We start from the raw sequence: 13,888 nt of genomic DNA on the forward strand, positions 1-13,888 counted from the left end.
TTTAGGGTTTAGTTTACTGGTTGTGACAATTTTCCGGCGCAACATTTCATTTTATTTACGTTTTATTCACACCCCGCGCGGAATTCACTCGGGCTGGCGCCGGTACATTTTTTAAACACCCGCGAGAAATAGAGCTGATCTTCAAAACCGACATTGCGCCCCACCGTAGCGATCGGCATCCGGGTGGTGCTGAGCAGCAGCTTCGCCTGGCTGATGCGCTGATCTTCCCGCCACCCCAGCACGCTGATGCCCAGCTGCTGACGGAACAGGTGCGACAGCCGCGAAGGCGACAGACAAACGTGTTGGGCAACGCTGGCGATATCGAAATGGCTGTCTGCCAGATGATCGCTGATGTACTGGCAGGCATCGCGCACGCGGTTGTCCAGCGGCGGATGCAGCGACTCGTTGATGGCCTCCATGCGCCGCAGCAGCAACTGCTCCAGCAGATTGATCGCCAGCAGCTCCGAGTAACGTCCGGCCCCTTGCCCCGCCTCAACAATTTGACCAAACAGCTCGCAAAAACGCGTCTGCCACGGCTCATCGGGACGGAAAAAACCGGTATGAGCGAAGATCGTCGGCCAGTTCAGCCATTCATGCCAGTAGGCGCGTGGGCGGAAGTAGACCCACTGGTGATACCACTCCCGGGCGTCAGGATGGCGCCCGTAATGATGAATCTCCCCCGGCGGAAACAGCAAAATATCCCCTGGCCGGCAGACAAACTGCTGGTCGTGGTTGTTGATCACCCCTTCACCGCGAATGGTCAGGTTGAGGATATAGCCCTTCATTCCCAACGGGCGATCGATAAAGAAATCCAGATAGCCATCGGCATCAATCGGCGTTAGCCCCGTCACCAGATGGGCGTTGAAAGAGTAGCCCGGCAATAGCGGATCGTTTTGTGTTTCAGCCATAAGATCGGCTCTCCTGGATATCACATGGAAACCAATTGTCCATATTCAACATTGTACTGCTAACCCGTTGCTCCGTACTGGGACGGCGGTTGAAATTTAGAGCAAAACCCGCCACCTCACAGCAAAAACCGATGATAGCGCACATTTAAAGCACTTTCACCGGGTAACAGGTGTGTCTATATGGACGGCAGGAAAGTCCACATTGAATATTTGCACGGCGTCACACTTTGCGATGCTATAGCAAAATAGTCCATAAGATTAGCGAATACGGCCTGACGGTTTTGGCCATGAATATCTACTGTTTCACCATTAATGGTTTTCTGCATGGAGTAACAGCATGGCAATTGCGATTGGCCTCGATTTTGGTAGTGATTCAGTACGCGCCCTGGCGGTGGAATGTGCCACCGGCGCCGAACTCGCTACCAGCGTAGAATGGTACCCGCGCTGGCAGGAGGGTCTGTTCTGCGACGGTCCGAATAACCAGTTCCGCCATCACCCGCGCGACTACATTGAGTCGATGGAATCCGCACTGAAAAGTGTGCTGGCGTTATTAAGCGCCGAACAACGTGCCAGCGTGGTTGGCATCGGCGTCGACAGCACCGGTTCCACACCGGCGCCGATCGATGCTGACGGTCAGGTACTGGCGCTGCGCGACGAGTTTGCCGATAACCCGAACGCCATGTTCGTGCTGTGGAAAGACCACACCTCAGTTGAAGAGGCTGAAGCTATTACCCGCCTGTGCCACCAGCCGGGCAAAGAGGATTACTCCCGCTATATCGGTGGGATCTACTCCAGCGAATGGTTCTGGGCAAAAATACTTCACGTAACCCGTCAGGACAGCGCCGTCGCGCAGGCCGCGGTGTCGTGGGTAGAGCTGTGCGACTGGGTTCCGGCCCTGCTTTCCGGCACCACCCGTCCACAGGATCTGCGTCGCGGCCGCTGCAGCGCCGGGCACAAATCTCTGTGGCATGAGAGCTGGGGTGGCCTGCCGCCTGCCAGCTTCTTCGATGAACTCGATCCGATTATCAACCAGAACCTGGCGTGGCCGATGTTCAGCGACACCTGGACCGCCGATGTGCCGGTCGGCTCGCTGTGCGCGGAATGGGCCGAACGTCTTGGCCTGCCGGAAACGGTGATCCTCTCCGGCGGTGCATTTGACTGCCACATGGGCGCCGTCGGCGCCGGCGCGCAGCCAAACGCGCTGGTCAAAGTGATCGGCACCTCCACCTGCGACATCCTGATCGCCGATAAACAGAGCGTCGGCAACCGCACGGTGAAAGGGATCTGCGGCCAGGTTGATGGCAGCGTGGTACCTGACTTTATCGGGATGGAAGCCGGGCAATCTGCCTTCGGGGATATCTACGCCTGGTTTGGCCGTATTCTCGGCTGGCCGCTGGAACAGTTAGCGCAACAACATCCGGAACTGAAAGCACAGATTAGCGCCCAGCAGAAACAGCTGCTGCCGGCGCTGACCGAAGCCTGGGCAAAAAACCCGTCCCTCGAACATCTGCCGGTGGTCCTCGACTGGTTCAACGGCCGCCGTACCCCCAACGCTAACCAGCGCCTGAAAGGGGTGATTACCGATCTCAACCTCGCCACCGATGCACCAGCCTTGTTTGGCGGTCTGGTGGCGGCCACCGCCTTCGGGGCGCGCGCCATTATGGAGTGCTTCACCGAGCAGGGCATCCCGGTCAACAACGTGATGGCGCTGGGCGGCATCGCCCGCAAAAACCAGGTGATCATGCAGGCCTGCTGCGACGTGCTGAACCGGCCGCTGCAGATTGTCGCTTCCGATCAGTGTTGCGCGCTCGGCGCGGCAATCTTCGCCGCCGTCGCCGCGGGGGTGTATGAGGATATCCCGACAGCCCAGCACCATATGGCAAGCCAGGTCGAAAGCACCCTGCAGCCGCGCCCTCAGCAGGCACAACGCTTTGAACAACTTTATCAGCGCTACCAGCAGTGGTCGGTCAGCGCCGAACAACAGTATCTCCCTTCGGCTGTGAAGGCGGAAAAAGCCCCGCATTCTCAGGCAGCCCTCACCCATTAAGGACACAACAATGACAATTTTTGATAACTACGAAGTATGGTTCGTGATTGGCAGCCAGCATCTGTATGGCCCGGAAGCGCTGCGTCAGGTGACCAAACATGCTGAACATGTGGTGAACAGCCTGAACGCCGAAGCAAAACTGCCGTGCAAGCTGGTGTTAAAGCCGCTTGGTACCACGCCAGATGAGATCACCCATATCTGCCGCGACGCCAACTACGATGACAAGTGCGCAGGGATGGTGGTGTGGCTGCATACCTTCTCACCGGCCAAAATGTGGATTAACGGCCTGACTATCCTGAATAAACCGCTGCTGCAGTTCCACACCCAGTACAATGCTTCCCTGCCGTGGGACAGCATCGATATGGACTTTATGAACCTCAACCAGACCGCGCACGGCGGCCGTGAGTTCGGCTTCATCGGCGCGCGTATGCGTCAGCAGCACAGCGTTGTGACCGGCCACTGGCAGGATCAGGGCGCGCATCAGCGTATTGGTTCCTGGATGCGCCAGGCGGTATCGAAGCAGGATACCCGCCATCTGAAAGTGTGCCGCTTCGGCGACAACATGCGTGAAGTGGCGGTTACCGACGGTGACAAAGTGGCCGCACAGATCAAATTCGGCTTCTCGGTTAACACCTGGGCGGTGGGCGATCTGGTGCAGGTGGTCAACAGCATCAGCGATGGCGACATCAGCGCGCTGGTTGACGAGTATGAAAGCAGCTACCGCCTGACCCCGGCGGCACAGATTCACGGTGATAAGCGCCAGAACGTGCTGGATGCCGCCCGCATTGAGCTGGGGATGAAGCGCTTCCTTGAGCAGGGCGGTTTCCACGCCTTCACCACCACGTTTGAAGATTTGCACGGCCTGAAACAGCTTCCGGGTCTCGCCGTACAGCGTCTGATGCAGCAAGGCTATGGCTTCGCTGGCGAAGGCGACTGGAAAACCGCCGCCCTGCTTCGCATCATGAAGGTGATGTCAACCGGTCTGCAGGGCGGCACCTCCTTTATGGAAGATTACACCTACCACTTCGACAACGGTAACGACCTGGTGCTGGGCTCGCACATGCTGGAAGTGTGCCCGACCATCGCCACCCCGGAGAAACCGATCCTCGACGTCCAGCCGCTGGGCATCGGTGGCAAAGCCGATCCGGCCCGCCTGATCTTTAACACCCAGACCGGCCCGGCGCTGGTGGCAAGCCTGGTGGATCTGGGCGATCGCTTCCGCCTGCTGGTGAACACCGTGGAAACCGTGCCAACGCCGCACGATCTGCCGAAACTGCCGGTTGCCAACGCCCTGTGGAAAGCCCAGCCGGATCTGCGCACCGCGTCAGAAGCCTGGATCATTGCCGGTGGCGCGCACCATACCGTCTTCAGCCATGCGCTGACCCTCGACGATATGCGCCAGTTCGCCGAGCTGCAGGATATCGAACTGACGGTAATCGACGACGAAACGCGTCTGCCGTCCTTTAAAGATGCCCTGCGCTGGAACGAAGTTTATTACGGTTCAAAACGCTAAGCGTGCCTCCCCTCTTCCTGCCCGCCGGGAAGAGGGGAAATCCGTACTCTCCTGTTATTCGGAGCACACAATGTTAGAAGATCTGAAACGTCAGGTGCTGGAAGCCAACCTGGCGCTGCCAAAGCACAATCTGGTGACCTTAACCTGGGGCAACGTCAGCGCCGTCGACCGCGAGCGCGGCGTGCTGGTGATTAAGCCATCGGGCGTCGACTATAGCGTGATGCAGGCTGACGATATGGTGGTGGTGAGTCTGGAAACCGGCGAAGTGGTTGAAGGGAAAAAGAAACCTTCCTCGGATACGCCGACCCATCGCCTGCTTTATCAGGCATTCCCGACGCTGGGGGGCATCGTCCATACCCATTCGCGCCACGCCACCATCTGGGCGCAGGCCGGGCAGTCTATTCCGGCTACCGGCACCACCCATGCCGATTACTTTTATGGCGCGGTGCCCTGCACGCGGCTGATGACCGACGACGAGATCAACGGCGAGTATGAGTGGGAAACCGGCGCGGTGATCGTTGAAACCTTCCGCGAGCAGGGTATCGACCCGGCCCAGATGCCCGGCGTGCTGGTACATTCCCACGGCCCGTTTGCGTGGGGCAAAAACGCTGAAGATGCGGTGCATAACGCCATCGTGCTGGAAGAGATTGCCTACATGGGCATTTTCTGCCGCCAGCTGGCGCCGCAGCTGCCGGATATGCAGCAGACGCTGCTGGATAAACACTACCTGCGCAAGCACGGGGCAAAAGCCTATTACGGGCAGTAATGCTGCAGCCTTTCCCGGTGGCGCTGCGCTCTGTAGCCCGGACAGGTGCGCAAGCACCGCCTCCGGGATGAACCCCACACCTGTATAAAACCCCAGCACAATCGATTGAACCAGGCTATAATCAAGCCTGGTTTTTATTGATGAGAGCACGGCGTGACCCAGCCACGAGAAGGTTTTTTACTGACCCGTCACTGGCGGGATACCCCGCAGGGCACCGTGCTGTCTTTCTGGCTCGCCACCGATGATGGGCCGCTTGAGGTCACGCTGCCGCCGCAGGAATCCGTGGCGTTTATTCCCGAAGCCCAGCGCTCACAGGTCGAACGTCTGCTGCAGGGCGAAAACGGCCTGCGCCTTGCCCCGCTCAGCTTAAAAGACTTTCATCGCCAGCCGGTGTTTGGCCTCTATTGCCGCGCGCATCGCCAGCTGATGCGCCTGGAGAAAAAACTGCGGGAAAACGGCGTCACGGTATACGAAGCCGATATCCGTCCGCCGGAACGCTATCTGATGGAGCGCTTTATCACCGCGCCAGTATGGGTGGAAGGCGACACCGCGGGCCAGCAGATCGTCAACGCCCGCATGAAGCCCAGCCCCCACTTCCGTCCGCCGTTGAAATGGGTGTCACTGGATATCGAAACCAGCCGCCACGGCGAGCTGTACTGCATCGGGCTGGAAGGCTGCGGCCAGCGGGTGGTCTACATGCTCGGGCCAGAGCCAACGCCCTCGACCGAAGTCGATTTCCAGCTGGAGTATGTCGCCAGCCGCCCGCAACTGCTGGAAAAGCTCAACGCCTGGTTTGCCACGCACGACCCGGACGTGCTGATTGGCTGGAACGTCATCCAGTTCGATCTGCGGGTCCTGCAAAAACATGCTGAACGCTACCGTATTCCATTAATGCTCGGTCGCGGCAATAGCGAACTGGAGTGGCGCGAACACGGGTTTAAAAATGGCGTCTTCTTCGCTCAGGCTAACGGCCGGCTGATCGTTGACGGCATCGAAGCGCTGAAATCCGCCTTCTGGAACTTCTCCTCATTTGCCCTGGAAACGGTGGCCCGTGAACTGCTGGGCGAAGGGAAAGCCATCGATAATCCGTGGGATCGGATGGACGAAATCGACCGTCGCTTTCACCAAGACAAACCGGCGCTGGCGGCCTACAACCTGCAGGACTGCGAGCTGGTGACGCGAGTCTTCCACAAAACCGAGATCATGCCCTTTCTGCTGGAGCGCGCCACGGTCAACGGCCTGCCTGCCGACCGTCACGGCGGCTCCGTGGCGGCCTTCAGCCATCTCTATTTCCCGCGCATGCACCGGCTGGGCTATGTCGCCCCGAACCTCGGTGAAGTGCCGCCGCAGGCCAGCCCCGGCGGTTACGTTATGGATTCGCGCCCCGGCCTCTATGATTCAGTGCTGGTGCTCGACTACAAAAGCCTCTACCCGTCGATTATTCGCTCCTTCCTGATCGACCCGGTGGGGCTGATTGAAGGGATGGCCCATCCGCAACCCGAACACAGCACCGAGGGGTTTCTCGGTGCGCGTTTCTCCCGACAGAAGCACTGCCTGCCGGGGATTGTCGGGCAAATCTGGCATGGCCGCGACGACGCCAAACGCCAGCACAATAAACCGTTATCCCAGGCGCTGAAGATCATCATGAACGCCTTCTACGGCGTCCTGGGCACCAGCGCCTGCCGCTTTTTCGATCCGCGCCTGGCCTCCTCGATTACCATGCGGGGACATGCGATTATGCGCCAGACCAAAGCGCTGATTGAGTCGCAGGGTTATGACGTTATCTATGGCGATACCGACTCCACCTTTGTCTGGCTTAAACGCCCGCATAGTGAAGAAGAGGCGGCGAAAATCGGCCGGTCGCTGGTGGCTTTCGTTAACGACTGGTGGGCCGCGGAGCTGGATAAAGAGCAGCTCACCAGCACCCTCGAACTGGAGTTTGAAACCCACTTCTGCCGTTTTTTAATGCCGACCATTCGCGGCGCCGATACCGGCAGCAAAAAACGCTATGCCGGCATGATTCAGGAGGGCGACGCACAGCGGATGGTGTTCAAAGGGCTGGAGACGGTACGCACCGACTGGACGCCGCTGGCCCAGCAGTTCCAGCAGGAACTGTACCTGCGCATTTTCCGCCACCAGCCGTATCGGGATTACATCCTGGAAACCATTGATAAGCTGATGAGCGGTGAGCTCGACGATCGCCTGGTTTACCGTAAACGCCTGCGTCGTCCACTGGCGGAGTATCAGCGCAACGTTCCGCCACACGTGCGCGCGGCAAGGCTGGCAGACGAGGAAAACGTCCGGCTGGGCAGGCCGCAGCAGTATCAACAGCGCGGCAGCATAAAATATGTCTGGACCACCGGCGGCCCGGAACCGGTGGACTACCAGCGCTCGCCGCTCGATTATGAGCACTATTTGTCAAAGCAACTTCAGCCGGTCGCGGAAGGAATTCTTCCCTTTGTCGACGACGATTTTGCTACAATAATGACAGGGCAACTGGGGCTATTTTGATTTCTTCGCCCCCCTGCAATTTCCAGCCGACGGTTCTGCAAATTGAAGGGCGACGAGGACGTGACGAACGACCTGCCATCCAGTAATATAGCGCCCTTTCCATTCCTGGACCCAATCTTGATCACTCTCTGACTTATCCGGAGATGATCAACTATTGCCTGCAATTTAAGAACACAAGAGCTGAACATATATGCCTTTTACACTTGGTCAACGCTGGATTAGCGACACAGAGAGCGAACTGGGATTAGGGACGGTAGTGGCGCTGGATGCGCGTATGGTAACCCTTCTTTTCCCCGCCATCGGCGAAAACCGTCTGTACGCGCGCAATGATTCCCCCATCACCCGCGTGATGTTTAACCCGGGTGATACCATCACCAGCCACGAAGGCTGGCAGCTCCAGGTTGACGAAGTAAATGAAGAGAACGGTCTGCTGGCCTATACCGGCACGCGTCTCGACACCGAAGAAGCCAATGTCACACTGCGTGAAGTGCTGCTCGACAGCAAACTGGTCTTCAGCAAACCGCAGGACCGCCTGTTTGCCGGGCAGATCGACCGCATGGACCGTTTTGCCCTGCGCTATCGCGCTCGCAAATACCAGAGCGAGCAGTACCGGATGCCGTGGAGCGGCCTGCGCGGCCAGCGCACCAGCCTGATCCCGCACCAGCTGCATATCGCCCATGATGTCGGCCGTCGCCACGCACCGCGCGTGCTGCTGGCGGATGAAGTTGGCCTGGGTAAAACCATTGAAGCCGGGATGATCCTCCATCAACAACTGCTCGCCGGCGCCGCCGAACGCGTGCTGATTATTGTCCCGGAAACCCTGCAACACCAGTGGCTGGTGGAAATGCTGCGCCGCTTCAACCTGCGCTTCTCGCTGTTCGACGATGAGCGCTACGCCGAAGCCCAGCACGACGCCTACAACCCGTTCGAAACCGAACAGCTGGTTATCTGCTCGCTGGACTTCGTGCGCCGCAGCAAACAGCGTCTTGAGCACCTGTGCGACGCGGAATGGGATCTGATGGTCGTCGATGAAGCACACCATCTGGTCTGGAGCGAAGATGCGCCGAGCCGCGAATATCAAGCTATTGAACAACTGGCCGAACGCGTGCCGGGCGTGCTGCTGCTGACCGCAACCCCGGAACAGCTGGGGATGGAAAGCCACTTCGCCCGTCTGCGTCTGCTGGACCCGAACCGCTTCCACGATTTCGAGCAGTTCGTAGAAGAACAACAAAACTACCGTCCGGTAGCCGATGCCGTAGCCCTGCTGCTGGCAGGCAATAAACTAAGCGATAACGAGCTCAACACCCTTGGCGATCTGATCGGCGAGCAGGACATCGAACCGCTGCTGCAGGCTGCCAACAGCGACCGCGATGATGCCCAGGCCGCGCGCCAGGAGCTGGTTTCCATGCTGATGGACCGTCACGGCACCAGCCGTGTCCTGTTCCGCAACACCCGTAACGGCGTGAAAGGCTTCCCGAAACGCGAGCTGCATACCATTCGCCTGCCGCTGCCGACCCAGTACCAGACGGCGATTAAAGTCTCTGGCATCATGGGCGCCCGTAAAAGCGCCGAAGAACGCGCTCGCGACATGCTCTATCCGGAGCAGATTTATCAAGAATTTGAAGGCGATACCGGCACCTGGTGGAACTTCGATCCGCGCGTTGAGTGGCTGATGGGCTACCTGACCAGCCATCGCTCTCAGAAAGTGCTGGTGATCTGCGCCAAAGCCACCACCGCGCTGCAGCTCGAGCAGGTCCTGCGCGAGCGCGAAGGCATCCGTGCGGCAGTGTTCCATGAAGGCATGTCGATCATCGAGCGTGACCGCGCCGCCGCCTGGTTCGCCGAAGAAGATACCGGCGCCCAGGTGCTGCTGTGTTCTGAAATTGGCTCCGAAGGCCGTAACTTCCAGTTTGCCAGCAACCTGGTGATGTTCGACCTGCCGTTCAACCCGGATCTGCTGGAGCAGCGTATTGGCCGTCTCGACCGTATCGGCCAGGCCCACGATATTCAGATCCACGTGCCGTATCTCGAACGTACCGCGCAATCCGTACTGGTTCGCTGGTATCACGAAGGGCTGGATGCCTTCGAGCACACCTGCCCGACCGGCCGCACCGTCTACGACAGCGTGCATAACGAACTGATCAACTATCTTGCCGCCCCGGAAACTACCGAAGGCTTCGATGAGCTGATCAAATCCTGCCGCCAGCAGCACGATGCGCTGAAAGCACAGCTTGAGCAGGGTCGCGACCGTCTGCTGGAGATCCACTCCAACGGCGGCGAACAGGCGCAGCAACTGGCCGAAAGCATCGAAGAGCAGGATGACGATACCAACCTGATCGCCTTTGCCATGAACCTGTTTGATATTGTCGGTATCAACCAGGACGATCGCGGCGAAAACCTGATTGTCCTGACGCCGTCCGACCATATGCTGGTTCCGGATTTCCCGGGTCTGCCGGAAGATGGCTGCACCATCACCTTCGAACGTGATGTTGCCCTGTCGCGCGAAGACGCCCAGTTCGTGACCTGGGAGCACCCGCTGATCATCAACGGTCTGGATCTGATCCTCTCCGGCGATACCGGCAGCAGCACCATCTCCCTGTTGAAGAACAAGGCGTTGCCGGTAGGCACCCTGCTGCTGGAGCTGATCTACGTGGTAGAAGCCCAGGCGCCGAAGCAGCTGCAGCTCAAGCGCTTCCTGCCGGCCACGCCGGTACGTATGCTGCTGGATAAAAACGGCAATAACCTCGCCGGCCAGGTGGAGTTTGAGAGCTTCAACCGCCAGCTGAGCGCCGTGAACCGTCATACCGGCAGCAAGCTGGTCAACGCGGTGCAGCAGGACGTCCATGCGATCCTCCAGCTTGGCGAAGCGCAGGTGGCCAAAGCGGCACAGGCGCTGATCGACACCGCCCGCAATGAAGCCAACGACAAACTGTCGGCCGAGTTGTCTCGTCTGGAAGCCCTGAAAGCCGTTAACCCGAACATTCGTGACGACGAGCTTTCCGCCATCGAGAGCAACCGTCAGCAGGTCATGGACGCCCTGGCGCAGGCAGGCTGGCGTCTCGACGCGTTGCGTTTAATTGTGGTCACCCACCAGTAACGGAACACGACGATGTCGATGACGATGCCGATGGAAAACTACCATCCGCCCCAGGATCCCTGGCTGGTTATCCTTTATCAGGATGAACACATCATGGTGGTCAACAAGCCGAGCGGCTTGTTGTCCGTCCCGGGGAGGCTGGAAGAGCATAAAGACAGCGTGATGACGCGCGTCCAGCGCGACTTCCCGCAGGCCGAGTCGGTACACCGGCTGGATATGGCGACCAGCGGGGTGATCGTCGTGGCGCTGACCAAAGCGGCAGAACGCGAGCTGAAACGCCAGTTTCGCGAGCGTGAGCCGAAGAAGCAGTACGTTGCCCGCGTGTGGGGACACCCGCAGCCAGCAGAAGGCATGGTGGATTTACCGCTGATCTGTGACTGGCCGAACCGGCCGAAGCAGAAAGTCTGCTTTGAAACCGGCAAAGCGGCGCAGACCGAGTATGAAGTGCTGGAGTATGCTGACGATAACAGCGCACGCGTACGCCTGAAGCCGATTACCGGGCGTTCGCATCAGCTGCGTGTGCATATGCTGGCGCTGGGCCACCCGATTCTTGGCGACCGCTTTTATGCGACGCCAGAAGCGCTGGCTATGGCGCCACGGCTGCTGCTGCATGCTGAAACGCTGACCATCACCCATCCGGCTTTCGGCAACGCAATGACCTTCCGCGCCCCCGTCGACTTCTGATCGTCGCGGTCTGTCCCGGGTGGTGCCACCAGCGGCCTACCCGGGCATTTCTGTCAGCAATCCGACAAATTACAACAACGCGTTAATCGCGGGCAAACCACGCATCAATCATCCGATCGACATGCGCCACCAGCTGTTCAGTCTCATGGCGATGGTTGCGGGCGCACTCCTGTGCCGGGGCATCGCACAGCAGGCACTGACGCAGATGTTTCTCCTCAGACTGAACGCTTACCAGGCCTTCTTTCGGGGAAGTCACATCGATATCCCACAAACGGCCCAGCGGATGAGTCCGCACTAATTCGTCGCACAATGCTTTGATTTCACTGGCCGGATGCGCCACGCACCACAGGGCTTCTGGCCCGGTCGGCAGCCACAGCACCTGACGGTCCAGCGTTTGCCAGCGGTGTTTCCACAACATTTGATCGCAAGCCTGCAGCGCCACGCCCATCATATTGCGATAGCGAATGCTGTCTTTTACCGCCCCCGGGGTCACCAGGGTCAGCGAAACCACCGGCTGTTGATAATGGGCGATCCAGTCGGCCTGACGAGCCGCACGCTGCGCTTTCGCCGCCAGCAGCGCTTCCATGCTTACGCCCTCACGGGCGAGAGTATCCACTGACATTTGTTCCTCTCCTTCACTTAAAAAATGACAGCGGTCAGGCTGCCGTCGCAATAGCGAATTACGGCGCTGATTGTATCGCTAAACCGACAGAATTTAGGATACAGGACAAAGAAATTTTCTTCGTCCTGTGGTCGAAAATTGCAGATTTTCCTGTTAGTACAGAGCTAAATCATGCAAGGAAGTGACTGAGGAATAGCAGACCCAGCGAAACATTAATCGCGCCGCCGATGCGGGTGGCGATTTGCGCGAAGGGCATCAGGTTCATGCGGTTGCCGGACGTCAGGATTGCCACGTCGCCGGTGCCGCCCTGACCACTCTGACAGCAGGAGACAATCGCCACATCAATCGGGTGCATGCCAATCTTTTTACCGACAAAAAAGCCGGTCGCCACCAGCGCCGAGACGGTGCTGACAATCACCAGCAGGTTATCGATGGTGAAAGCGTTCACCAGCTCCTGCCACGGAGTGATCGCCACGCCGACGGCAAACAGAATCGGGTAGGTCACCGCCGTACGGAAGAACTTGTAGACCATCTGCGACCCTTCCTGCAGACGCGGGGAGACGCCGTTAACCAGCTTAAGCAGAACCGCCAGGAACAGCATCCCCACCGGAGCCGGCAGCCCTATCATTTTCTGCCCGAGCATACCGAGCATATACAGCAGTACCGCCAGCAGCGCGCCCGATGCCAGGGTTGTCACATCGGTCTTCGCCTCGGCATCCTGGGTTTCGCGGTGCGTTTCGTTGCTGCGGTTTGGCATCAGTTGGCCTTCACCGGTCAGATGCGGGAAGCGTTTACCCAGCTGATTCAGGCCGCCGGAGATCACAATCGCCGTCAGGCTACCCAGCATCACCATCGGCAATACCCGGCCTAGCGCGACGCCCTGATCCATATGCATCAGCGCGGCATAGCCAATGGAGAGTGGAATCGCCCCTTCCCCGACGCCACCGGCCATAATCGGCAGGACAATAAAGAAGAACACCTGGAACGGCTCCAGCCCGAGCGCAGTACCGACACCAACGCCAACCAACATGCCGACGATCTCGCCGCACACCATCGGGAAGAAGATGCGCAGAAAGCCCTGAATCAGGGTGGTCCGGTTCATGCTCATGATGCTGCCGACGATAATGCAGCAAATATAGAGATAAAGGATGTTGGTGGATTTGTAGAATTTGGTGGTGGACTCCACCACCACATCCGGCAGCAGGCCGTAATGAACCAGCGCCGAAGGGATAAAGGTAGCGCAGATTGCTGCCGCCCCTAGTTTGCCAAGGATCGGCAGGCGCTTGCCAAATTCACCGCAGGCAAAACCAAAAAACGCCAGCGTCGCGACCATCACCACAATATCGCTCGGCAGCTTGCCGTTAAGGCAGTCGAGGGCAATCAATCCCCCGGCCAACAGGAAAAGCGGTAGCGGGATAATCCCGACTTTCATGTTGTCCATCACATGCCACCAGCGCTGTTTCAGCGTTGCTTTTGGCGTATTGATGGGATCGAGGGTCGCAGAGAATGCATTGTCTGTGGTGCTCATAGGTTTTGGCCCTTTCGTTATTATTCATTTTCAGAGTAGGGAGCCTGAAGCAGAGTTAATGTGAGGCGCGGCGGATTAGAAATGAAGTTTTAATGGTCACTATGGTTTTTATGGTTTCTATTCATCGACGTGATATCTCTCTGATTTATTAGCGTGGTTTTTATGGTTTTTATTCGCTCCTGCAGGCGACATGACCCGGCGAGCGCACACCA

The 13,888-nt window shown here is 58.5% G+C and carries 9 protein-coding genes; 6 read left to right on the forward strand and 3 right to left on the reverse strand.

Annotated features, from left to right (window positions below; all coding sequences use genetic code 11):
* Nucleotides 1-62 precede the first annotated feature (62 nt).
* Entirely contained in the window at nt 63-908 is an 846-nt protein-coding gene (gene araC, locus HF679_RS14640; protein WP_123757523.1) for an arabinose operon transcriptional regulator AraC, read from the reverse strand.
* A gap of 337 nt (nt 909-1,245) precedes the next feature.
* Here araC and araB point away from each other — a divergent pair, with 337 nt between their 5' ends.
* The 6 genes from araB (at nt 1,246) to rluA (ending at nt 11,526) form a co-directional block, all read left to right on the forward strand.
* On the forward strand, nt 1,246-2,955 hold the full coding sequence (gene araB, locus HF679_RS14645; RefSeq protein ID WP_154144500.1) for a ribulokinase: 1,710 nt from the start codon (nt 1,246-1,248) through the stop codon (nt 2,953-2,955).
* A gap of 10 nt (nt 2,956-2,965) precedes the next feature.
* On the forward strand, nt 2,966-4,468 hold the full coding sequence (gene araA, locus HF679_RS14650) for an L-arabinose isomerase (protein ID WP_123757525.1): 1,503 nt from the start codon (nt 2,966-2,968) through the stop codon (nt 4,466-4,468).
* Between the two features lie 70 nt (nt 4,469-4,538).
* A complete protein-coding gene (gene araD, locus HF679_RS14655) occupies nt 4,539-5,234 on the forward strand; it encodes an L-ribulose-5-phosphate 4-epimerase (RefSeq protein ID WP_123757526.1) in 696 nt (231 codons plus the stop codon).
* A 153-nt stretch (nt 5,235-5,387) separates the two neighbouring features.
* A complete protein-coding gene (gene polB, locus HF679_RS14660) occupies nt 5,388-7,745 on the forward strand; it encodes a DNA polymerase II (RefSeq protein ID WP_187042162.1) in 2,358 nt (785 codons plus the stop codon).
* Between the two features lie 190 nt (nt 7,746-7,935).
* On the forward strand, nt 7,936-10,842 hold the full coding sequence (rapA, locus tag HF679_RS14665) for an RNA polymerase-associated protein RapA (RefSeq protein WP_123757528.1): 2,907 nt from the start codon (nt 7,936-7,938) through the stop codon (nt 10,840-10,842).
* A 24-nt stretch (nt 10,843-10,866) separates the two neighbouring features.
* A complete protein-coding gene (gene rluA, locus HF679_RS14670) occupies nt 10,867-11,526 on the forward strand; it encodes a bifunctional tRNA pseudouridine(32) synthase/23S rRNA pseudouridine(746) synthase RluA (protein ID WP_123757705.1) in 660 nt (219 codons plus the stop codon).
* An 82-nt stretch (nt 11,527-11,608) separates the two neighbouring features.
* Here the strand turns inward: rluA and citX are convergent, their stop codons facing one another.
* Together citX and HF679_RS14680 are read right to left on the reverse strand one after the other, a co-directional pair.
* The gene (gene citX, locus HF679_RS14675; RefSeq protein ID WP_123757529.1) at nt 11,609-12,148 is read right to left on the reverse strand and encodes a citrate lyase holo-[acyl-carrier protein] synthase; all 540 of its coding nucleotides are present in this window, start codon (nt 12,146-12,148) and stop codon (nt 11,609-11,611) included.
* 169 nt (nt 12,149-12,317) lie between these two features.
* A complete protein-coding gene (locus tag HF679_RS14680) occupies nt 12,318-13,676 on the reverse strand; it encodes a 2-hydroxycarboxylate transporter family protein (RefSeq protein WP_123757530.1) in 1,359 nt (452 codons plus the stop codon).
* Nucleotides 13,677-13,888 lie beyond the last annotated feature (212 nt).

Origin of the sequence: Enterobacter sp. JUb54 (genome assembly GCF_014298075.1) — a bacterium.
GTDB lineage: Bacteria > Pseudomonadota > Gammaproteobacteria > Enterobacterales > Enterobacteriaceae > Klebsiella > Klebsiella lignicola.

Bases quoted from the DNA above. Each gene is read 5' to 3' on its own strand.
- citX (WP_123757529.1), bottom strand. From the start codon at position 12,148: ATGTCAGTGGATACTCTCGCCCGTGAGGGCGTAAGCATGGAAGCGCTG.
- rapA (WP_123757528.1), top strand. From the start codon at position 7,936: ATGCCTTTTACACTTGGTCAACGCTGGATTAGCGACACAGAGAGCGAA.
- araC (WP_123757523.1), bottom strand. From the start codon at position 908: ATGGCTGAAACACAAAACGATCCGCTATTGCCGGGCTACTCTTTCAAC.
- HF679_RS14680 (WP_123757530.1), bottom strand. From the start codon at position 13,676: ATGAGCACCACAGACAATGCATTCTCTGCGACCCTCGATCCCATCAAT.
- araA (WP_123757525.1), top strand. From the start codon at position 2,966: ATGACAATTTTTGATAACTACGAAGTATGGTTCGTGATTGGCAGCCAG.
- rluA (WP_123757705.1), top strand. From the start codon at position 10,867: ATGCCGATGGAAAACTACCATCCGCCCCAGGATCCCTGGCTGGTTATC.
- araD (WP_123757526.1), top strand. From the start codon at position 4,539: ATGTTAGAAGATCTGAAACGTCAGGTGCTGGAAGCCAACCTGGCGCTG.
- araB (WP_154144500.1), top strand. From the start codon at position 1,246: ATGGCAATTGCGATTGGCCTCGATTTTGGTAGTGATTCAGTACGCGCC.